This window comes from Micromonospora sp. WMMD980 (genome assembly GCF_029626035.1).
Classification (GTDB): Bacteria; Actinomycetota; Actinomycetes; order Mycobacteriales; family Micromonosporaceae; genus Micromonospora.
The window spans coordinates 5787453-5809114 of the sequence record NZ_JARUBE010000003.1 but is presented as its reverse complement, the minus strand read 5'-3'; the positions used below and the strand labels follow the sequence as shown (position 1 = coordinate 5809114).

Here is a 21662-nt window from a genome sequence, read left to right as displayed (position 1 = left end):
TTCGTCCAGCGGACACGCGGCACCTTTAGGTAACCGGCCGATCCCTCGATGCTGTGACCAGGGCGGAGTTACCCAGGTGACCCGCCTGGAGGTCGGGCGCGGCGGTCGCGGTCCTTAACCGAGCATGCCGTCACGCCCCTGCCAGCGGAGGTAGGGATGAGCGAGAAGGCCCCGTCGGGACGCCGAGGCGAGGAAGTCCAGAAGGCGGAGCGGGAGGCCGCCCGTCAGCGGCTTCTCCAGCAGGCCGAGGCGGATCGAATACCGGCCGAGGACACGACCCGGGCGGTGCCGGACCGGCGGTGGCGCCGTGGACAGCAGTGACCTGCTGCCGATCGGCCGGCGGGTGGCGTACTGGCGTGGTCGGCGCAAGCTCTCCCAGCAGATGCTGGCCGACCGGCTGGGCAAGTCGAAGAGCTGGGTGGACAAGGTGGAGCGGGGTGTCCGGTCGCTGGACAAGGTGTCGACGCTTCAGGACATCGCCGCCGCCCTGCGGATCGACACGGCGGTGCTGCTCGGTCGAGCTGCCCGGCCGGTCGGGGCGACCGAGCGCGTTGAGGGTGTGGAGCGGATCCGCGCGGCACTGTCGACCTACGAAATCGCCCTGGGGCGCCCGGCCGGCCGCCGTCCCCCGCTGTCGGTCGAGACGCTGTCGCGGGGGGTCGCGCACGTGTGGAGCACCTTCCAGCACGCCCGCTATCCGCAGGCGGTCGACCTGGTACCCCGGATGGTGGCCGACGCGCAGCGGACCCACGCCCACCATCCTGAGGCAGGCCGAGCGCTGCTGGTGGAGGCGTACCGGGTCACGGCATCGCTGCTGACGAAGCTGGGTTCCACCGACGTCGCGTGGTTGGCCGTCGACCGGGCGATGATCGCCGCCACCGGCGACCGACTCTCGGTGGCTGCCGCCGCCGTGCAGCTCGGTCCGGTCCTACGCGAGTCGGGTCGGGCAAAGCTGGCGACATCGGCGATGCTGGCCGCCGCCTACCGGATCGCCCCGCCGGTTGCCGGGTACAGCACCCCGCCCGAGCTGTCCCTGTGTGGCACGCTTCTCGTCCAGGCTGCCCTGGCCGCGTCCCGCGACGGGGAAGATCGCACCGCAGTCGAGCTGATCGACGAGGCCGCCGAGATGGCCGCGCGGGTGGGCGACGGCCACGACCACCACCGGACCGGATTCGGACCAACTGCGGTGGAGCTTGCTCGGATCGCCGCAACGGCGGAGCGGGGCGACGCACGACAGGCCGTCGCCCGGCACGAGGAGGTGACCACCCGCGACGGCTGGCGGTGGCTGCCCGCCGAACACCGCGCCGCGCACCTGATCGACGCCGCCCCGCATGTACCTGCACACCGGCGACCCGGTCAACGCCGGCCGCACCCTGATCGCTGCCGATCGCATCGCGCCGGCCGAGATCCGCCACCGGCCGGCCGGCCGGGACGTACTCGCCCAGGTTGCCCGCGACCCGCGTGCCCCGACGACGCTCACCGAACTCGCCGCCACGCTCGGAACGGGCTGAGGACGACACCCGGCCCCCGTGCAGACACCCGTGGCGTTCCATTCACGCCTCATCCGGTCCACGAGTGGAACATTATGGATGTCTCCGCGCTCTGGAGACACCCATGGCGTTCCACTCGTGGTTCAGCCAGCCGGCGATTGGAACACGATGGGTGTCTCCGACGGCGTACACGTGACACCGGCCAGCCAGATTGCGTCGGTGACGTCGACGACGAGGGCACGCCCGGCTGCGGGCGGTCTACCCGTCCACCTGGCAGAGTAGGACGCATGCAAGCGATGATGATCCGATCCCGCCTGACCGATTGGACCACCGTCGTCCCCGTGCTCGCCGTGCTCCTGCTGGTCTTCACCTGGGGCCGCGAGCTGCCCGGTCCGCTGATCTTCGTGGTGGCCGCCCTGCTCGCGGCCGCGGTCCTGGCCGCCGTCCACCACGCCGAGGTGGTCGCGCACAAGGTGGGTGAGCCGTACGGGTCGCTGGTGCTGGCCGTCGCGGTCACCGTGATCGAGGTCGGTCTGATCGTCACACTGATGATCAACGGCGGGGACAAGACGCAGGCGCTGGCCCGGGACACCGTCTTCGCCGCCGTGATGATCACCTGCAACGGCATCCTTCGGCCTGTCCCTGCTGCTCGGCGCGCTGCGCCGGCAGGTGGCGGTGTTCAACCCGGAGGGCACCGGCGGGGCGCTGGCCACCGTGGCCACCCTGGCCACGCTGAGCATGGTGGTGCCGACGTTCACCACCAGCCGGCACGGCCCGGAGTTCTCCCCGGCCCAGCTCGCCTTCGCGGCGGTCGCCTCGCTCGCCCTCTACCTGCTGTTCGTGATGGTGCAGACCGGCCGGCACCGTGACTACTTCCTCCCGGTGACCCAGGAGGGCAGCATCATGGCCGAGGACCGCGACGGCGACGGGCACGCCGAGCCGCCGTCCACCCGTACCGCGCTGGCCAGCCTGGCGTTGCTGGTGGTGGCGCTGGTGGCGGTGGTCGGCGACGCGAAGACCATCTCCCCGGCGATCGAGAGCGCCGCGCAGGCGGCGAACCTGCCGCAGGCGTTCGTCGGTGTGGTCATCGCGCTGCTGGTGCTGGCGCCGGAGACGCTTGCCGCCGCGCGGGCGGCCCGGCGGGACCGGGTGCAGATCAGCCTGAACCTCGCCCTCGGCTCGGCGATGGCCAGCATCGGGCTGACCATTCCGGCCATCGCGATCGCCTCGATCTGGCTGGACGGTCCGCTGCTGCTGGGCCTGGGCGGCACCCAGATGACGCTGCTCGCGCTGACCGCGGTGACCGCCGTGCTGACCGTGGTGCCCGGGCGGGCCACCGTGCTCCAGGGCGGTGTGCACCTGGTGCTGCTCGCCGCGTTCGTCTTCCTGGCCGCCAGCCCGTGACCAACCCGGACGGTCGCGGTCAGTCGTGCAGCTCGGTGCGGGCCACCTCGCCGAACGCCGCGGTCAGGTAGTCCGCGAACGGGCGGCCGGTGACCGTGAGCAGGTCGGCGACGAGCAGCGGGGCGTGCCGGGCCACGGCCGCCGGGTCGGGCGGGGCGTCGTCGTCGCCCGGGTCGTAGACGCCGAGCGCGCCGGCCAGCAGCACCAGCAGGATGTGCGGGTCGACCTCGGGCCACCACGTCGCGGCGGCCCGGACGCAGCGTTCCAGCACCTGGCGGACGTCGTCGCCGTCCAGCCCGTCCGGATGGCCCTCCTCCAGCAGCAGCCGGACCACGCCGCCGAGCACCAGCCCGGCCCGGTCGGCGGTGGCGAGCCGTGCCACGGCCGGCCGGTACGCCTCGGCGTCCCGGGCCCGCGCCGCGTCGACCGCGTCCGTGGCGGTCACGGCGATCTCGCGCACCGGTGCGGGCAGATGACGCCAGGTCGTGGTCACCGGGTCAGCATGGCAGACACCGGCCGCGAAGAATCCAGCCATCCTGCGCCGGAGCGGCGCGGACGGCGACGGGCCCCGGAGCGCTGCTCCGGGGCCCGTCGTCGGTGCGGGTCAGGCCGCGGGGACCTCCGCGGTGGTCCGGATCCGGTCCAGCGCCGGCGCGGACACCGGCGACTTCTCGGTCAGGTACGCGGTGAAGGCGTCCAGGTCGATCTGGCCGGTCACCGCGTTGGTGCCGCCGGTCAGGACGCTGAAGCCGTCGCCGCCACCGGCGAGGAAGTTGTTCACCGTGACCTGGTAGGTCGCGGTGTCGGTGACCGGGGTGCCGTTGATGGTGAGGCTGCCCCGGACCACCCGGGTGCCGGCGCAGGGCGTGCCGGCCGGCGCGGTGGTGCCGTTGACGTCGACCACGTAGTTCACGGTCGAGGACGCGTAGAGCACCCGGGCCACGGTGAACTGCTGCTCCAGCATGCAGTAGAGCTGCGCGCCGGTCAGGTCCAGCGTGACCAGGTTGTTGGCGAACGGCTGGACGGTGAACGCCTCGGCGTAGGTGACCGGGCCGGCGTCGAGGTCGGCGCGCACCCCACCGGGGTTCATGAACGCGGCGACGGCGTTCTGCTCGTTGTCGGTCGCGGCGAGCTGCGCGTCCGCGATCAGGTTGCCCAGCGGCGACTCACCGGTCTGGTAGGTCGGCTTGCCGTTGGCGTCGACCCCGGTCTGGAAGAGGTTCTCCTGGGTCTTGGTGATCGCCTCGGTGGTCTCGCCGACCACCCGGTCGGCCACCGGGCCGAGCGCGGTCTTGTACCGGCTGATCAGCTCGGTGGAGGCCGGGTCCTTGGCGACGTCCCGGGTGACCACCACGTTGTTCGCCGACGCGCTGATCACGTCCCGGGTACGCGGGTCGATCTTCAGGTTGATGTCGGTGACCAGGCGGCCGAACGAGCTGGCGCTGGTGACCAGCTTGCCGTTGATGTTGCAGTTGTACGCGGCGTGGGTGTGCCCGCTGACGATCACGTCGATGGCCGGGTCCATCCGGTTGGCGATGTCGACGATCGGGCCGCTGAAGCCGGTGCAGTCGTTGATGCCGCCGCCGTTCTGCACGCCGCCCTCGTGCAGCAGCACGACGATGCTCTTGACGCCGAGCAGCTTCAGGATCTTGGCGTACTTGTTGGCGGTGTCGGCCTCGTCGGTGAAGCGCAGCCCGGCGACGCCCTGCTGGCTGACGATGTTCGGGGTGCCCTCCAGGGTCATCCCGATGAACCCGATCGGCACACCCTTGACGATCTTGATGCCGAACGGCTGCATCAGCGGCAGGCCGGTGGAGGTCTTGAACGCGTTCGCGGAGAGGTACCTGAACTTGGCGCCCTCGAACGGCGTGCCGTCGGCGCAGCCGTCCACCGGATGGCAGCCGCCGCGCTGCATCCGCAGCAGCTCCTTGGCGCCCTCGTCGAACTCGTGGTTGCCGACGCTGGCGAACTCGAGCCCGGCGAGGTTCATCTCCTCGATGGTGGGCTCGTCGTGGAACGCGGCGGAGAGCAGCGGGGAGGCGCCGATCAGGTCGCCCGCGGCGACCGTGACCGTGCCCTTGCCCTGCGCCTGGGCCGCCGCACGCATCGCCTTCAGGTGGCTGGCCAGGTATTCCGCGCCACCGGCGGGCTGGCCGTCGATGGTGCCGCTGGACCCGCTCGGCGGCTCCAGGTTGCCGTGGAAGTCGTTGATCGCGAGCAGCTGGACGTCGACCGGCTTCGAGTGGGCCTCGGCCTGGTCGGGGGTGACGGCGACCGCGGTGAACGCGGTCGCGGCGAGTGCGGCCAGGCCTACGGTGGCCCGGCGGCGCATCCCGGAGACGGACATGGAACTCCTCGTGAGATACCGGCGCGTGGTGTCCGGGCGATGGTTCGCCCGGTGACCCTGATCCGTGCCGTGACAGGGGTCGATCGCGAGAGGCGGCACTCGGGGGAACGCCGCCCGCCGGGGTAGCTTCTCATCCGCCGGGCCGCAGGTCGAGCCCACGGCGTCGGCCCCCAGGGACCAGGGAGCCGACGCCGACGCTCATGTCACGCGGAATTCCTTGCGCTGGCAACCGTCGTTGGCCGAAACACCCCCGGCAGGTCACCCATCGCGAACCGAACGGCCGTTCACCCCGACCGGTCCGGCATCCGGCACGGACTGTCCGAACTCGACACGAGCGCCGGAGGGCCGGGATCCGGACCCGGTGTGGGTGGCCCGCACCAGTGCGCGCAACGCCGCACCGGACCACCTACCGGCCACCCCCGGCCGACCCGCCAGGTAGCCGACGGTCCGCGCGACGTCCCAGCCGTGCGCCTCCCGCAACCCGCGCGCCAGCATGCCGAGGTAGACCGCGGCGGGACGGTTCCACGGCACCTCCACCGCCCGGTGCCCGGCGGTGAAGGTGAGCATCGGCAGGCCGTCGCGCTCGCCGACCCGCAGCAGCGTCTCGTAGCGGCCCGGACCGAGCGTGGCCCGGCCGGTCCCGGCCGCCGTGCGGATCCCCGCCAGGTCGGCGCCGGGCGGCCGGTACATCTCCTGGGCCGCGATGTCGGCGAACTGCTCGATGGTCACCAGGTAGCCGCGGACCGCCGCGCGGCCGGGCAGCTCCGGGTCGTAGAACGCCATGCCGCCGGTCCAGGCCCGCGACTCGCCTGCGAAGTAGATCCCGCCGGGAATCAGCACCGGAACCGTCCGCCGTGGTGGCCGGCAGTCACGACAACCGGGGTACGCGCGCAGCCCGCCCGGCGGCCGTCCGCCGCGCAGATACCAGTCGAGTCGCGCCGCGTGCAGGTTGGAGCCGTAGGCGACGTACCAGAGGAACGACACGGAGCGTCAGAACCAACAGGTCCGCCCGGCCGCGTGACTGACCTGGACGGTGTGCGTGACGCAGCCGACGTCGGCCACCCGGTGCAGCAGGAACGCGGTCGGCTCGGCGACCCAGCCGATCTCGTCGCCGTCGGTCATGGTCAGGCTCGCCTGCACCCAGGTGCTCGGCGCGGTGGTCAGCACCGTGCCGGCGAACGCGCTGGTCACCGGCCGGTGCAGGTGACCAGCGGCGACGCGTACGACATGGGGGTGCCGGCCGATCACGGCGGCGAGCGCGTCGGCGTCGGCGAGCCGGACGGCGTCGGCGGCCGGCACGCCCACCGCGACCGGCGGATGGTGCAGGCACACGACGGCCGGCGCCTCCGGTCGCCCGGCGAGCACCCCGTCGAGCCAGTCGAGCTGCTCGTCGCCGAGCCGACCGCCGGAGCCGCCCGGCGCGAGCGAGTCGAGCACCACGAGCGTCGCCTCCTCGTGGTCCACGTGGTAATGCGCGGAGAACCCGCCGGCCAGGTGGGGGGTGCCGCCGAACGTGTCGAGCAGCGACTCCCGGTCGTCATGGTTGCCGGCGGCCAGGTGGACCGGCAGCGGAAACCGCCCGACGATCTCGCGGAGGGCGAGGTATTCGTCCGGCCGGCCGTTGCCGGTGAGGTCCCCGCTGATCACCACGCACTCGGGCCGGGGGCGCAGGGCGAGCACGGTGCCCAATGCCCGGTGCAGCCCGGCGGCCGGCTCGGCGGCGAGCGGGCCGGTGGTCACGTGCGGGTCACTGAGCTGGGCGATGAGCATCGGCGTCTCCTCGGGCCCGGGATCTCCACCGTACCCACAGGCGGCGTCCACAGCCTGTGGATAGCACATGTGTACGAAGGTCGACGATGCCCACGCTGAGTACGCTTGATCGCGACCATCCCCCCTCCCAGCAGGAACGACGTGGATCACGAGCGAGTCCTCCGCGATGTCACGGTGCGCCTTCCCACGGCGTCGACCGTGCCGGAGGCGTGCCAGTGGACCGTCGCCGCGCTCGCCCGGCACACCCCGGCGACCGCCACCATCCTGCTCCGGGTCCACGACCGCCTGAGGTGCGTCGCGGCCACCGGCGCCTGGCAGGTCTTCTCGCACGTGCCGGCCACCGCCGACGGGCCGGCCCGGCACCGGCCCGAGCCGTCGGTGGTGCGGCGGGTCTACGCCTCCGGTGAGACCGCCGCCGTCCCGGACGTCACCGCCGACCCCGACTACCTGCCGGTCCGACCGGACGTCACGGCCGAGCTCTGCGTGCCGGTACGCGACCCGGCCGGCCGGCCGATCGGCGTGCTCGACCTCCAGTGGAGCGAGCCGGTCACGCTCGCGCCGTGGCGGGAGACCGCCGAACGGCTGGCCGACCGGCTCGGTGCCCGGATCGCGACGCTCGGCGGCCCGCCGGCCGAGAGCCGCAGCGAGAAGCTGCTCCGGCACGCCGCCGCGTTCACCGCCGCGCCGACCGACTGGGACCTGATGACCGCCGCCATCGCGGCGGCCCGGGACGTGTCCGCGCTCTCCGCCGCCGTGCTGGTGCTCACCGGCCGGCGCGGCCCCCGGCTGGGCGCACCCACCGACACCCCGGGCGAGTTGGAGGCCCGGATCCGGGCCGAGCTGACCGACGCCGGCCCGGCCGCGCTCGACCGGATGATCGACCGGGCCCACCGCTACGGTTCGGCGTACACGCTGGGCGAGGCGGGGCACCCGCCGACCGGGGAATATCTGCCGCTGACCCGGGCCGGCGCGCGCACGCTGGTGGCGGTGCCGGTCGGCGCGCCGACCGCCGGTGGCGTGCTGCTCGTCGCCGACGAGCGGTCGCTGCGGCCCGACCCGACCACGGTCAACCTGATCGAGTTGCTGGCCGGGCAGGCGTGGACCTGCCTCGACCGGCTGCGCACCCTGGCACGCCTGCGCGAGCAGGCCAGCTCCGACCCGCTGACCGGGCTGCGGCACACCGGGCCGTTCGGGCAGCGGATCGCCAGTGCCACGCCGGGGCGTACCGCGCTGCTGGCGATCGACGTGGACGGGTTCAAGGACGTCAACGACACCTTCGGCCACCAGGCCGGCGACCGGCTGCTGGTGGGGCTGGCCCGGGCGCTGGAGGGCGCGCTGCGCCAAGGCGACGAGCTGTACCGGACCGGCGGCGACGAGTTCGTCGCGGTGATCGAGGTGAGCCACCCGCAGGAGGCGGTCGGGATCGCCGAACGGCTCACCGAGGCGGCCCGCCGCACCGGCCGGACGATCAGCGTCGGCATCGCGCTGCCCCGCCCCGGCGAAACCCCCGACGGCACCCTGCACCGAGCCGACCAGGCCCTCTACGCCGTCAAGCGCCAGGGCCGAGACGGCGTCCACCTCTCCGCCGCCTGACCCCCACCCCCCGCGCGTCGATCTTGCACTTTCGGCCCGGATCACGCGGCAGATGTGCCTTCTGCCGGGGCAGGAACTGCAAGATCGCGGGGGTCAGGCGGTGAGTTCGCGGGCCAGGAGTTCGGCGATCTGGGCGGTGTTCAGGGCGGCGCCCTTGCGGAGGTTGTCGCCCGTCACGAAGAGGTCGAGGGCTCTCGGGTCGTCGACGGCGCGCCGGATGCGGCCGACCCAGGACGGGTCCGTGCCGACCGCGTCGATCGGCATCGGGAACTCCCCGGCCGCCGGGTCGTCGACCAGGATCACACCCGGCGCGTTGCGCAGCACCTCGCGGGCGCCCTCGGCGTCCACCTCGGTGGCGAAGACGGCGTGCACGGCCACCGAGTGCCCGGTCACCACCGGCACCCGCACGCAGGTGGCGGAGACCTTCAGGTCGGGCAGCCCGAGGATCTTGCGCGACTCGTTGCGCAGCTTCAGCTCCTCGGAGGACCAGCCGGCGTCGGCCAGCGAGCCCGTCCAGGGCACCACGTTGAGCGCCAGCGGCGCCGGGAACGGGCCCAGCTCGTCGCCGACGGCCTGGCGTACGTCGCCGGCGCGGGAACCGAGCGCCCGATCCCCGGCGATCTTGCCGAGCTGGAGGTGCAGCGCGTCCACACCGGCCTGCCCCGCGCCGGAGACCGCCTGGTAGGAGGCGAGGACCAGTTCACGCAGGCCGTACTCGCGGTGCAGCGGCGCGATCGCGACGATCATCGCCAGGGTGGTGCAGTTGGCGTTGGCGATGATCCCCTTGGCCCGGTTGCGCACCTGCTCGGGGTTGATCTCGGGGACCACCAGCGGCACGTCGCGGTCCATCCGGAAGGCGCCGGAGTTGTCCACCACCACCGCGCCCCGGGTCACCGCGACCGGCGCCCACTCGGCCGAGACGTCGTCGGGCACGTCGAACATCGCCACGTCGACGCCGTCGAACGCCTCCGGCGTGACGGCCTGGACGGTCAGCTCCTCGCCCCGGCACCGCAACCGACGGCCGGCCGAGCGCTCCGAGGCGAGCAGCCGGATCTCGCCCCACACGTTGCGGCGGGAGGAGAGGATCTGGCACATCACCGTGCCGACGGCACCTGTCGCACCGACCACGGCGAGGGTGGGCAGCGGCCGCATCCGCGTTACCGCCCGGTGCCGGCGTAGACGACGGCTTCGGTGTCACCACCCAGCTCGAAGGCGTCGTGGATGGCGCGGACCGCCTTGTCGAGGTCGGTGTCGCGGCAGACCACGGAGACCCGGATCTCCGACGTGGAGATCATTTCGATGTTCACCCCGGCGGTGCCCAGCGCGGCGAAGAAGCCGGCGGCGACGCCCGGGTGCGAGCGCATGCCGGCGCCGATCAGCGAGACCTTGCCGACGTGGTCGTCGTAGAGCAGGCCCTTGAACTTGACCGTCTCCTGGATCTTGCTGAGCGCGGCCATCGCGGTCGGACCGTCGGCCTTGGGCAGCGTGAACGAGATGTCGGTGCGGCCGGTGCCCTCGGTGGACACGTTCTGCACGATCATGTCGATGTTGATCTCGGCACCGGCGACGGTGTCGAAGATCCGCGCGGCGGCGCCCGGCTCGTCGGGCACCCCGACGATCGTGATCTTCGCCTCGCTGCGGTCGTGGGCGACCCCGGTGATCAGTGCCTGTTCCACAGGAAGGTCCTCCATCGATCCGGTGACCATCGTGCCGGTGTTGGTCGAGTATGACGAACGGACGTGGATCGGCAACCCCGCGCGCCGGGCGTACTCGACGCTGCGCAGGTGCAGCACCTTCGCGCCGCACGCGGCCAACTCCAGCGTCTCCTCGTAGGTGATCTGCGCGATGTGCCGGGCGTTCGGCACGATCCGCGGGTCGGCGGTGAAGATGCCGTCCACGTCGGTGTAGATCTCGCAGACGTCCGCGTGGAGCGCGGCGGCCAGCGCGACGGCGGTGGTGTCCGAGCCACCCCGACCGAGCGTGGTCACGTCCTTGGTGTCCTGCGAGACGCCCTGGAAGCCGGCGACGATGACCACCGCGCCCTCGTCCAGCGCGCCCTTGAGCCGCCCCGGGGTCACGTCGATGATCCGGGCCCGGCCGTGCACCGAGGTGGTGATCACGCCGGCCTGGGAGCCGGTGAACGACCGCGCCTCGTAGCCCAGGTTGTGGATCGCCATGGCCAGCAGCGCCATGGAGATCCGCTCGCCGGCGGTGAGCAGCATGTCCAACTCGCGGCCGGGCGGCAGCGGGCTCACCTGGTTGGCCAGGTCGAGCAGCTCGTCGGTGGTGTCACCCATCGCGGAGACCACCACGACCACGTCGTCGCCCGCCTTGCGGGCCGCCACGATGCGCTCGGCCACCCGCTTGATCCGCTCGGCGTTGGCGACGGAGGACCCGCCGTACTTCTGCACCACGAGTGCCACGACGGTGCGCTCCCCTCCCATGACGGCCCTGAGCGTGCCGACGCCGCCGGGTTTCTCGGTCCGGCGGCGCGTGTCAGACCTCCTCAGGGTATCGGGCGGGCCGCGCGGCCGGAGCGGGTGATCCCACCATCCGGCCCGGGGACGCCAACCGGTACAGCCGTACGGTGGGCTGACCCGGGCCACCGGGACGTCGCAGAATGACCTGGTGCTCGCTCATCGACGCGCGGCCCGGCGGCTGACCGGCGTACTCGCGCTCACCCTGCCGGCGCTGCTCGCCGCCTGCGCCACCGACCATCCGCGGACAGCGCCCGCCGACGGCGCCGACCCGGTGCCGGTGCAGGTCGACGCCGCCCGCGACGAACTCGCCGGGCTGGCCGCCGCCGCGCAGGACCTACACTTCGTCGCCACCTACGCCTGGGCCCCGCCCGGCGGGCCGTCCCGGACCGTCACCTGGACCAGCGCGAACGACGACAGCTGGCGGGTCGACGTGCCCGGCTGGGGGCAGGGTGGCACGGTGGACGTCTCCCTCGCCGGCACCTCCGACGGGCTGTTCCAGTGCGCCCTGCCCTCGACCGGCCGGACCCGGCCGGCCGGCTGCGTGCGCCTCGGCGACACCGACGACGCGGTGCCCCGCCGGCTCGACCCGCGGGTGCAGCACCCGTTCACCGACTGGCTGGAGGTGCTCACCGACCGGCGCGCGCCGCTCGCGGTCGCTTCGGCCACCTCGCCGGCCGGCGTCACCGGCCGGTGCTACTCGGTCGACTCCACCGCGGCCTCCATGAACGCGCCGCTGGACGTGGGCGTCTACTGCTTCGGCGAGGACGGCACGCCACTGGCGGTCCGCGCCGCCCTGGGCAGCCTCACCCTGACCGGGAAGCCCGGCCCGGGGCCGGGGACGGTCGAGCTGGCCGGCGCGGTGACCGAGGACGAGCCGGTCGGCCGGGACGCGCCGCCGCCCGGAACACCCTAGCTTTTGTCCGTTACGGGTGTCCTTGACCACACCCGCACACCCTCACCTCCCCGACAAAACGGTCATCGGGGACGCTGACTCCATGACGGACCTGACCCCGCTGCTCGCCTTCCGGTGGAGCCCCCGCGCGTTCGACCCCGACGCGGAGCTGACCGCCGACGAGGTGGCCACCCTGCTGGAGGCGGCCCGCTGGGCCCCCTCGGCCGGCAACGCCCAGCCGTGGCGGTTCGCGCTCGGGCGCCGGCAGGACGAGACCTGGAAGCGGATCCTGGTCGGCCTCCCCGACACCGACCAGGGCTGGGCCCGGCACGCCGCCGCCCTGCTGCTCCGCTGAGCGCCGCCGGCCGGCGGCCCCGGCGTCGCACGGCCGACTCAGCCGCCCCGAGCGGCCCGGAGCAGGGCGTCGCCGACGTCGGTGTTGCGGTAGAGCACGTGCCGCCCGGCCCGGGACCGGGCGACGAGCCCGGCCGCGTGCAGCGCGGTCAGGTGCTGGGAGACGTTCCCCGCCGACATCCCGGTGAGCCGGGCCAGGTCGGTCGTGCTCACCGCCGAATCGAGCCGGTGCAGCAGCGCGGCCCGGCCGGCGCCGACCACCCGGGCCAGCGGGTCGCCGGGCGGCGCCGGGGCCCGCTCCCAGAGCGTCCCGACCGCCCGGACCGGGTACGCCCCGGCCGGCAGCGAGTCCTCCAGCAGGTTCCACAGCACCCGACGGTCGGTGAACACGCTCGGGTTCAACGCCAAGCCCCGGCTGCGCAGGTCGAAGTCGCGTTCGAACGGGTCGTCGCTGACCACCCGGTCGCCGAGCCAGCGCAGGCTCGGGTGGAGCTGCTCGAACAGCCGGCCCGCGCCGCCCTCGGCGAGCTGGGCGGCCCGGTGCGCCACGTCGGCGTCGAGCAGCGCCCGCATCCGTGGCCAGTCCGGGGCGATCGCCTCGTCGTGCCAGATCCGGACGGCGTCGACGAGCTGCGGCAGCAGCCCGCGCGGATCCGCCAGCAACGCCGCGCCGAACGGGCTCAGCGGCCGGCTCGGCAGGGTCGCCAGCAGGTCCTGGACCACCACGTCCGGCGGTGTCGCCGCGATCTGGTCGAGCTGCTCGGTGATCCCCGCGTCCGGTCGGGCCGCCGGGGTGAGGAAGTCGGGCAGCCATCGGCGCGGAAGGGTCAACTCCACCAGCGGGCGGACCCGGACCGCCACCTCCGGACGGCGCAGCGTCGACCGGGCCCGGTCGATCCACGGCAGGTGCACCGCGTAGCGGACCGGCTGGGACAGCGCCCACAGGCTCATCACCGTCTCGTTGACCGGCGACACCGCGAACCGCACGCCCGCCACGTCGGCCAGATTGAACCGCAACTCGGACACCCGCACCCCCGGAGCCAGGATTCGACCCAGCCTAAAACGTTCGACCGGAGGGCGGGGGGCACGGTTTGCTCACCGGTCATGGGGGCCAGAGAAAGCATCCGCACCGCCGTCCGACACGTCGTACCGCCGGCCGGGCTGACCCGCGCGCTGGCCGTGCAGGCCATGGTGAACGCCGTCGGCCACGGCCTGTTCCAGGCCGGCAGCGCGGTCTTCTTCACCCGGGCGCTGGGGCTGAGCCCGGCCCAGGTGGGTCTCGGCCTCTCGCTGGCCGCCGGGGCGTCCCTGCTCGGCACCGTCCCGCTGGGCGGGCTCACCGACCGGTACGGCCCGCAGCGGGTCTGGATCGTCGGTCTACTGCTCGACGCGGCGCTGTTCGCGGCGTACCCGTTCGTCGGTGGCTTCGCCGGGTTCCTCGCCGTGGTGCTCGCGCTGGCCGTGGTGGGCGCCGCCGCGAACACCGCGCGCCAGGTCTACTCGATCAACGTGCTGCGCCCGGAGGAACGGGTGACCGCGATGGCCTACCAGCGTTCCTCGCTCAACGTCGGCTTCGGGATCGGCGCGCTGATCAGCGGCCTGGTGCTGGCCGTCGACACGATCTGGGCGTACCGGGGCATGGTCTTCTTCATCGCCACGGTCTTCGTGGTGACCGCCGTCTTCGTGCGCCGGCTGCCCCGGCTGCCGGAGGTGACCCGACCGACCGAGCCGATGAGCCGGCTCGCGGTGCTGCGGGACCGCCCGTTCATGACCGTCGCGCTGCTGTCCGGGCTGCTCACCGCGCACCAGACGCTCTACCTCACGGTGATGCCGCTGTGGATCCTCACCCACACCGACGCGCCGAAGACGATCATCGCGGCGCTGGTGCTGCTCAACACCGTCCTGATCGTGCTGCTCCAGGTGCGGGCCAGCCGGGGCGCGGACACCGCGTCGGGCGCGGCCCGGGCGTCCCGCCGGGGCGCGCTGCTGATCACCCTGTTCTGCGTGGTGCTGCCGATCTCGGCGCAGACCCGGGGCTGGCTCACCGTGGTGGCGCTGGTGGCCGCCGCGACGCTGCTCATCCTGGCCGAGCTGATCGAGTCGGCGGGCACCTGGGGGCTCACCGCCACGCTGCCGCCCGCCGCCCAACGCGGCGCGTACGTGGGCGCGTTCGGGCTCGGCTCACAACTCCAGTTCCTGATCGCCCCGGCCGGGCTGACCGCGCTCGGCGTGAGCACCGGCGGCTGGGGCTGGTACCCGGCGGCGGCGATCTTCGTGCTGGTCGGGCTGGCGATCGTGCCGGCGGTGACCCGAGCCGAGCGGACGCCCCGGCTGGGCGAGGCGCCGGAGCCCGCCCGTACGGTGACTCCGGTCCCATAGTCCGGACCGGCCTTCCCACCGTCCGTCCCACCACGTAGGGTGACTCTGTCATGTGGCAGGCGTCTCTTCTCCTTGGCTGCCGCGACGAGGCCTGACCGGCCGGCACCTCGTCGCGGAGTTGAACCGCGCCGTCCAGCACATCCGAACCTCCCCTCGGCACCGCCGCGCACCGTCGCCCGGCACCTCGCCGACACCTTCCGATCTGCTGACGCCACATGTTCCAGGGAGCACTCCGAGATGGCTCAACCTGTCACCGAGACCGATCCGTTCGCCCGGCAGCGCCCGAGCCGGATGCCGGTCCACCGCTACCTGCCGTACGACAAGCAGTTCCGCGTGGAACTGCCGGACCGCGCCTGGCCCACCCGCCGCGTCGAGGCCGCGCCCCGCTGGTGCGCCGTCGACCTCCGCGACGGCAACCAGGCCCTGATCGACCCGATGTCGCCCGAGCGCAAGCGCCGGATGTTCCAGCTCCTGGTGCAGATGGGCTACAAGGAGATCGAGGTCGGTTTCCCGTCGGCCAGCCAGACCGACTACGACTTCGTCCGCCAGCTGATCGAGCAGGACCTGATCCCGGAGGACGTCACCATCCAGGTGCTCACCCAGTGCCGGGAGCACCTGATCGAGCGGACCTTCGAGTCGCTGCGCGGCGCCCGGCGGGCCATCGTGCACTTCTACAACTCCACCTCGACGCTGCAACGCCGGGTGGTCTTCGGGCTGGACCGCGACGGCATCACCGACATCGCCACCCAGGGCGCCCGGCTCTGCAAGAAGTACGCCGAGATCCACACCCCGGACACCGACATCCACTACGAGTACTCGCCGGAGTCCTACACCGGCACCGAGCTGGACTACGCGCTGGAGGTCTGCGCGGCGGTGATCGAGGTGATCGACCCGACGCCGGACCGGAAGCTGATCGTCAACCTGCCGGCCACCGTCGAGATGGCCACGCCGAACGTCTACGCCGACTCGATCGAGTGGATGCACCGGCACCTGCCCCGACGGGACAGCCTGGTGCTGAGCCTGCACCCGCACAACGACCGGGGCACCGGCGTGGCCGCCGCCGAGCTGGGGCTGCTGGCCGGCGCCGACCGGATCGAGGGCTGCCTGTTCGGCAACGGCGAACGCACCGGCAACGTCGACCTGGTCACGCTGGGCCTGAACCTGTTCTCCCAGGGCATCGACCCGATGATCGATTTCTCGAACATCGACGAGATCCGGCGCGCCGTCGAACACTGCAACCAGTTGCCGGTGCACGAGCGCCACCCCTACGCCGGCGACCTGGTCTACACCGCGTTCTCCGGCTCCCACCAGGACGCCATCAACAAGGGCTTCGCCGCGCTGCACGCCGACGCCGCGGCGGCCGGGGTGCCGATCGACGACGTCACCTGGGCGGTGCCCTACCTGCCGGTCGACCCGAAGGACCTGGGCCGCACCTACGAGGCGGTCATCCGGGTCAACTCGCAGTCCGGCAAGGGCGGCGTCGCGTACATCATGAAGTCCGAGCACCAGCTCGACCTGCCGCGCCGCCTCCAGATCGAGTTCTCCGGCGTGGTGCAGGCCGTCACCGACCACGACGGCGGCGAGGTCGAGCCGGGCACCATGTGGGAGATCTTCGCCCGCAACTACCTGGTCGACCACCAGGTCGACCCGGCGGTCACGCTGGCCGGCTACACCATCGGCACCGTCGACGGGAAGGTCGAGATCGACGCTCGGGTCGGCTTCGGCGGCGGGACACGGGCGCTCGCCGCGGTCGGCAACGGCCCGATCGACGCGTACGTCAACGCGTTGCAGTCGCTGGGCGTGGCGGTACGCGTGCTCGACTACCACGAGCACGCGCTCTCCTCCGGCGGTGACGCCCAGGCGGCCGCGTACGTCGAGTGCGAGGTGGACGGCCGGACGGTGTGGGGCGTCGGGGTGGACGCCAACATCGTCACCGCCTCGATCAAGGCGGTCACCAGCGCCGTCAACCGCACCCGCTGACGCGCAAGGCGGGGCCCCCTCTTAACGCCTGAGGCATAGGAGGGGGCCCCGCTTAACACGGCACGCCCGCCGCGCCGCGCCGCGCCCGCTGCCCACGCCGCCCGCACCGCCCACGCCGCCCGCACCGGCTGCGTGGTGTTAACAGGGGGCCCCTCCTCTACCGGAGGTGTTAAGAGGGGGCCCCTCCTTTCGCCGGGGGGCGGTGGATGAGCACGGCGGCGAGCAGGGCGCCGGCGAGCAGCAGCCCGGCGCACCACGCCAACGCGCCCCGGTAGGCGTCGGCCAGTGCGCCCTTCTGCTCGTACCCGGTCCCGGAGAGCCCGACCAGCAGCGGCAGCGCGGCCACCGCGAGCAGGCCACCGGCCCTCGACGCGGCGTTGTTGAAGCCGCTCGCCACCCCGGCGAAGCGGTCCGACACGGCGCCGAGCACCGACGTGGTCAGCGGCGCGACCACCAGCGTGAGCCCGGCGCCGAACAGCACCACGCCGGGCAGTACGTCGGTCCAGTAGGAGGCGCCCGGCCCGACCCCGCGCAGCAGCAGCAGACCGGCGGCGGCGATCACCGGGCCGACGGTCAGCGGCAGTCGGGGGCCGATCCGGGCGGAGAGCGCGCCGGCCCGGGGCGAGCCGACCAGCAGCAGCACCGTCATCGGCACCGTGGCCAGCCCGGTCAGCAGCGCCGACCAGCCGACCACGTTCTGCAGGTAGACGGCGAGGAAGAAGGTGAACCCGCCGAGCGCCGCGTACACCACCACGGTGAAGACGTTGAGCACCGAGAAGAGCCGGCTGGAGAACAGGCCGGTGGGCAGCATCGCGTGGTCGCCGCGTCGCCGCTCGACCAGCACGAAGACCACCACGGCGGCCAACCCGACGACGGCGGCGGCGAGCACCGCCGGGGAGGCGCCGTGTGCGGGGGCGTCGATGAGCGCGTACGTGACGCCGCCGAGCGCCAGCGCGCCGAGCAGCGCGCCGGCCACGTCGAACCCGTGGTGCTCCCCACCGGTACGCGAGACCGACTCGTCCCGGCTCTCCGGCACCCAGCGCATCGCGGCGAGCACCACGCCCAGGGCCAGCGGCAGGTTGACGAAGAAGATCCACCGCCAGGAGAGCGCGTCGATCAGCCAGCCGCCGACCAGCGGTCCGAGCGCGGTGGACACGCCGGAGAGGCCGGACCAGGTGCCGATCGCCCTACCCCGGTCGTCGGGGTGGAAGCTGGCCTGGAGCACGGAGAGCGAGCCGGGGGTGAGCAGCGCCCCGCCGGCGCCCTGGAGGAACCGGGCGGCGATGAGCCAGCCGGTGCCCTGGGCCAACCCGCAGAGCACCGACGCCCCCGCGAACCAGAGCACCCCGAGCAGAAAGATCCGTCGCCGGCCGAACCTGTCCCCCAGCGCGCCGCCGAGCAGCACGAACGCGGCGAGCATCAGCAGGTAGCCGTTCACGGTCCACTGGAGACCGGCCACCGTGGCGTCCAGTTCGGCGCCGAGGCGGGGCAGCGCGACGTTGACCACGGTGCTGTCCAGGAACACCATGCCGGAGGCGAGGACCGCCGCGAGCAGTGTGCCGCGCCCGGCGGCGGTTCCGGTACGCAGGCTGGGCGCGGAAGCGGGTGAGGTCACGTCCATCCACTCTGCCCTCGATCCACCGCCGACGCCACGAATCAGAGAAACCGCCGCCGGGTACTGTGCGGACTCGCCCGGAGCCCGCAAGCTGGAGAGGTGTCGTCTGTGCGTACGAGTTCAGGAGTCCGAGCCGGGCTGACCGCCGCGCTCACCGCGGTGCTCGCCCTCGGCGCGGCCGGCTGTGACCCCGCCGTCACCGAGCCGGACGCGCCGCCGAGCGCCTCGGGAAACGTGAATCAGCAGCTCGGCCAGCTCACCGTGGCCGCTGCCGGCTCGATGAAGGGTTACAGCCGCTCCCGGTTCCCGCACTGGCGGGACACCGGCAAGAACTGCGACGTGCGGGACAGCGTCCTCCAGAAGGACGGTGCGGGGATCAAGCTGTCCGGCTGCAACGTGGTCGGTGGGCGATGGGAGAGCGTGTACGACGGGGTGGAGCTGACCGACCCGTCGGATGTCGACATCGACCACACCGTGCCGCTGGCGAACGCCTGGCGCTCCGGCGCGGACGAGTGGGACGACTCGAAGCGCGGCGACTTCGCCAACGACCTGACCCGGCCGCAGCTCATCGCGGTTTCCGCGCGCTCCAACCGGGCAAAGGGTGACCAGGACCCGTCGCAGTGGAAGCCGGCGAGCCGGCAGTACTGGTGCCAGTACGCCGCCAACTGGGTGACGGTCAAGCACTACTGGCGGCTGACGGTGACCACCGCCGAGAAGGCCGCCCTCACCGACATGCTGGAGGGCTGCACATGGGCGAGCAAGCCGTGACCGGGGCGGGTGGCGCACCGGCGGAGGAGAGAACGCCGGACGCCACCGGTGACGACGCCGCGGCGGCCGGCACCGGTCCGACCCCGACCGGTCCGGCGTCGGCCGGGATGACCGCGGACGGCCAGCAGGCGGCGCCCGCCGACGTCTCCGGCGCGGGGATGTCCGCCGACGCCGCCCCCGCCGGGGGCGGGCCGACGGCACGTACCGCCGACATCACGGCCGGCCCGGGCGGGGTGATGACCGACGAGGTGGGTGTGGTGACCGGCGAGCTGACGTTGCGCACCGAGCACGCCGACGGCAGGGTCACGTTGCGTGTGCAGTACAAGGACGCCGACGAGTGGTACGCGGTCACCGGCGGCACCGCGCCGCTGGCCGACCCGGCCGGGCTGGACGCGGTGCACACGGTCGCGGTGGGGCTGCTCAACCGCCCCGAGGGCTGATCCCCGGACGACGCGTCGGCCCCGGCGGGCCGACGCGTCGTCGTGTCACGGGGTGGGGATGAGGTCCCCCGTCTCGCCCGACGCGCCACCGTCGTCCGGGCGGACCAGCTCCGGCTCCACCTCGTGCGGCCGGATCTTCCCGGCCGCGATGTCCTCGGCGTAGTGGCAGGCGACCCGGTGCCCGTCGAGCACCTCGCGCAGCGCCGGCCGCTCGTCGGCGCAGCGGGTGGGCTGGGCCCACGGGCAGCGGGTGTGGAAGCGGCAGCCGGCCGGCGGGTTCGCCGGTGACGGCAGGTCGCCGGCGAGCAGGATCCGCTCCCGCTGGTCCTCGACCTGCGGGTCGGGCACCGGCACCGCGGACATGAGCGCCCTGGTGTACGGGTGCATCGGCTCCCGGTAGAGGTCGTCGCTCGACGCCTCCTCCACCAGGCCGCCGAGGTACATCACCCCGACCGTGTCGGCGATGTGCCGGACCACCGCCAGGTCGTGCGCGATGATCAGGTAGGTCAGGCCGCGCTCCTCCTGCAAATCGTCGAGGAGGTTGAGCACCTGGGCCTGGATCGACACGTCCAGCGCGGAGACCGGCTCGTCGGCGACGATCAGGTCCGGTTCGAGCACCAGCGCCCGGGCGATGCCGATGCGCTGGCGCTGGCCGCCGGAGAACTCGTGCGGATACTTGCTCAGCGCCGACGCGGGCAGGCCGACCGCGGCGAGCGCCTCGCGCAGCCGCTTGGCGACGGCGGCCTTGTCCTTCGCCAGGCCGTGCGCCTTGAGACCCTCGACCAGCAGCGACTCCACCGACTGCCGAGGGTCGAGGCTGGACAGCGGGTCCTGGAAGATCATCTGAATCCGGCGGCGGATCCGGCGCATCGGTTCGTCCTTGAGCGCGCGCAGGTCGGTGCCGTCGAAGACGATCTCGCCGTCGGTCGGCTCGACCAGCCGCAGCAGGCCCCGGCCCAGCGTGGACTTGCCGCAGCCCGACTCGCCCACCAGCCCGTACGTCTCGCCACGGTTGATGGAGAGCGAGACCCCGTCGACGGCGTAGACGTGCCCGATCGTCCGGTCGACGAGCACGCCGCTCTTGATCGGGAAGTGGACCTTGACGTCGCGCAGTTCGATCAGCGGTCCGGTCCGCTCGGTCGACTCGGTCACGGGACCGCCACCTCCTCGGAAACGGGGTTGTTGCAGCGCAGGTCGCCGCCGTTCGCGGTGGGCTCCAGCGGGGGCGTGCCGTCGAGGCACGCGTCCACCACGTTGTCGCACCGGGGGGCGAACGCGCAGCCCTCGGCCCACGGGATGTTGTCGGCGACCGAGCCGCGGATGGCGTGCAGCCGCTCGCCGCGCGGCGAGTCGAGCCTCGGCACGGAGTTGAGCAGCCCGTGGGTGTACGGGTGCTCCGGCCGGGCGAACAGCTCGTGCCGCTCCGCCCGCTCCACGATCTTGCCGCCGTAGAGCACGTTCACCGTGTCGCAGAGCCCGGCCACCACACCCAGATCGTGCGTGATCATGATGAGCGCGGTGCCGGTCTCGTCGACGAGCTGCTTGAGCAGCGTGAGGATCTGCGCCTGAATCGTCACGTCTAGGGCGGTGGTCGGCTCGTCGGCGATCAGCAGCCGCGGCTTGCAGGCCAGCGCGATGGCGATCAGGGCGCGCTGCCGCATCCCGCCCGAGATCTGGTGCGGGTATTCCTTCAACCGCCGCGTCGGGTCCGGGATGCCGACCGCGTCGAGCAGTTCCCGGGCCTCCTTCAGCGCCACCTTGTGATCCATGCCGCGGTGCCGTTCGAGCACCTCGGCCACCTGGGTGCCGATCGGGATGACCGGGTTCAGCGAGGAGAGCGGGTCCTGGAAGATCATGCCGATGTCCCGGCCACGGCGGTCCCGCAGGTCCTCCGGGCGCAGCTTCAGCAGGTCGGCGCCGTCGAAGTTGACCTCGCCGGTGACCTTGTTGCCGCGTCGCGGCAGCAGGCCCATGATCGCCAGGCTGGTGACGCTCTTGCCGCAGCCGGACTCGCCGACCAGGCCCACCGTCTGCCCCGGCTCCACACTGAAGCTGACCTGGTCGACCGCGGTGAACGGCCGCTCACCCTTACGCTGGAACACGACGCTCAGGTCGCGTACGTCGAGCAGGCTCATCGGGTCACGTCCTCA

17 protein-coding genes and 3 pseudogenes are annotated in these 21662 nt (G+C 72.9%); 10 read left to right on the top strand and 10 right to left on the bottom strand.

The window, feature by feature from the left end; genetic code table 11:
- The first annotated feature begins 156 nt into the window (after positions 1-156).
- The 3 genes and pseudogenes from O7618_RS27425 (at position 157) to O7618_RS27415 (ending at position 2894) form a co-directional block, all read left to right on the top strand.
- On the top strand, positions 157-321 hold the full coding sequence (locus tag O7618_RS27425; protein ID WP_278109028.1) for a hypothetical protein: 165 nt from the start codon (positions 157-159) through the stop codon (positions 319-321).
- A 61-nt stretch (positions 322-382) separates the two neighbouring features.
- A pseudogene (locus tag O7618_RS27420) lies at positions 383-448 on the top strand (hypothetical protein); the annotation flags it as partial.
- Between the two features lie 1341 nt (positions 449-1789).
- Positions 1790-2894 (top strand): annotated as a pseudogene (locus O7618_RS27415) (ionic transporter y4hA).
- 19 nt (positions 2895-2913) lie between these two features.
- Here the strand turns inward: O7618_RS27415 and O7618_RS27410 are convergent.
- The 4 genes from O7618_RS27410 to O7618_RS27395 all read right to left on the bottom strand — a co-directional run bounded on the left by O7618_RS27410 (position 2914) and on the right by O7618_RS27395 (position 7011).
- Entirely contained in the window at positions 2914-3387 is a 474-nt protein-coding gene (locus O7618_RS27410) for a hypothetical protein (RefSeq protein ID WP_278109027.1), read from the bottom strand.
- Between the two features lie 111 nt (positions 3388-3498).
- The gene (locus O7618_RS27405; RefSeq protein WP_278109026.1) at positions 3499-5241 is read right to left on the bottom strand and encodes a bifunctional metallophosphatase/5'-nucleotidase; all 1743 of its coding nucleotides are present in this window, start codon (positions 5239-5241) and stop codon (positions 3499-3501) included.
- Between the two features lie 258 nt (positions 5242-5499).
- Positions 5500-6225, bottom strand: a complete 726-nt coding sequence (locus O7618_RS27400) for a histone deacetylase (protein WP_278109024.1) — start codon at positions 6223-6225, stop codon at positions 5500-5502.
- A 6-nt stretch (positions 6226-6231) separates the two neighbouring features.
- A complete protein-coding gene (locus tag O7618_RS27395) occupies positions 6232-7011 on the bottom strand; it encodes a phosphodiesterase (RefSeq protein ID WP_278109022.1) in 780 nt (259 codons plus the stop codon).
- A gap of 141 nt (positions 7012-7152) precedes the next feature.
- On the opposite strand from O7618_RS27395, the gene O7618_RS27390 reads away from it, so the two are divergent.
- Positions 7153-8604, top strand: coding sequence for a sensor domain-containing diguanylate cyclase (locus O7618_RS27390; protein WP_278109021.1), 1452 nt, complete (start codon positions 7153-7155; stop codon positions 8602-8604).
- Between the two features lie 93 nt (positions 8605-8697).
- Here the strand turns inward: O7618_RS27390 and O7618_RS27385 are convergent, their stop codons facing one another.
- Both O7618_RS27385 and O7618_RS27380 read right to left on the bottom strand, forming a co-directional pair.
- Complete coding sequence (locus O7618_RS27385; RefSeq protein ID WP_278109020.1) at positions 8698-9756, bottom strand: aspartate-semialdehyde dehydrogenase; 1059 nt, start codon at positions 9754-9756, stop codon at positions 8698-8700.
- A gap of 5 nt (positions 9757-9761) precedes the next feature.
- Positions 9762-11027 carry an aspartate kinase gene (locus tag O7618_RS27380; RefSeq protein WP_278110169.1) on the bottom strand — a complete coding sequence of 422 codons (1266 nt, stop codon included), beginning with the start codon at positions 11025-11027 and terminating at the stop codon, positions 9762-9764.
- A gap of 205 nt (positions 11028-11232) precedes the next feature.
- Between O7618_RS27380 and O7618_RS27375 the strand changes: the two genes are divergently transcribed.
- Positions 11233-11997, top strand: a complete 765-nt coding sequence (locus tag O7618_RS27375) for a hypothetical protein (RefSeq protein ID WP_278109019.1) — start codon at positions 11233-11235, stop codon at positions 11995-11997.
- An 82-nt stretch (positions 11998-12079) separates the two neighbouring features.
- Positions 12080-12325: pseudogene (locus O7618_RS27370) on the top strand (nitroreductase family protein); the annotation flags it as partial.
- Between the two features lie 44 nt (positions 12326-12369).
- On the opposite strand, the gene O7618_RS27365 reads toward O7618_RS27370, so the two are convergent.
- Complete coding sequence (locus tag O7618_RS27365; protein WP_278109018.1) at positions 12370-13356, bottom strand: ArsR family transcriptional regulator; 987 nt, start codon at positions 13354-13356, stop codon at positions 12370-12372.
- Positions 13357-13434: 78 nt separating this feature from the next.
- On the opposite strand from O7618_RS27365, the gene O7618_RS27360 reads away from it, so the two are divergent.
- Together O7618_RS27360 and leuA are read left to right on the top strand one after the other, a co-directional pair.
- Positions 13435-14709 carry an MFS transporter gene (locus O7618_RS27360; protein ID WP_278109017.1) on the top strand — a complete coding sequence of 425 codons (1275 nt, stop codon included), beginning with the start codon at positions 13435-13437 and terminating at the stop codon, positions 14707-14709.
- 237 nt (positions 14710-14946) lie between these two features.
- Positions 14947-16689 carry a 2-isopropylmalate synthase gene (leuA, locus tag O7618_RS27355; protein ID WP_278109016.1) on the top strand — a complete coding sequence of 581 codons (1743 nt, stop codon included), beginning with the start codon at positions 14947-14949 and terminating at the stop codon, positions 16687-16689.
- 169 nt (positions 16690-16858) lie between these two features.
- Here the strand turns inward: leuA and O7618_RS27350 are convergent, their stop codons facing one another.
- Positions 16859-18310, bottom strand: coding sequence for an MFS transporter (locus O7618_RS27350; protein ID WP_278109014.1), 1452 nt, complete (start codon positions 18308-18310; stop codon positions 16859-16861).
- 102 nt (positions 18311-18412) lie between these two features.
- Here O7618_RS27350 and O7618_RS27345 point away from each other — a divergent pair, with 102 nt between their 5' ends.
- Both O7618_RS27345 and O7618_RS27340 read left to right on the top strand, forming a co-directional pair.
- A complete protein-coding gene (locus O7618_RS27345; protein ID WP_278109012.1) occupies positions 18413-19072 on the top strand; it encodes an HNH endonuclease family protein in 660 nt (219 codons plus the stop codon).
- Positions 19054-19512 carry a hypothetical protein gene (locus O7618_RS27340; RefSeq protein WP_278109010.1) on the top strand — a complete coding sequence of 153 codons (459 nt, stop codon included), beginning with the start codon at positions 19054-19056 and terminating at the stop codon, positions 19510-19512. Before O7618_RS27345 ends, O7618_RS27340 begins: the two co-directional genes overlap by 19 nt.
- A 45-nt stretch (positions 19513-19557) precedes the next feature.
- Here O7618_RS27340 and O7618_RS27335 read toward each other — a convergent pair whose 3' ends face one another.
- The gene (locus O7618_RS27335; protein WP_278109008.1) at positions 19558-20664 is read right to left on the bottom strand and encodes an oligopeptide/dipeptide ABC transporter ATP-binding protein; all 1107 of its coding nucleotides are present in this window, start codon (positions 20662-20664) and stop codon (positions 19558-19560) included.
- The gene (locus O7618_RS27330) at positions 20661-21647 is read right to left on the bottom strand and encodes an ABC transporter ATP-binding protein (protein WP_278109007.1); all 987 of its coding nucleotides are present in this window, start codon (positions 21645-21647) and stop codon (positions 20661-20663) included. Before O7618_RS27330 ends, O7618_RS27335 begins: the two co-directional genes overlap by 4 nt.
- Positions 21648-21662 lie beyond the last annotated feature (15 nt).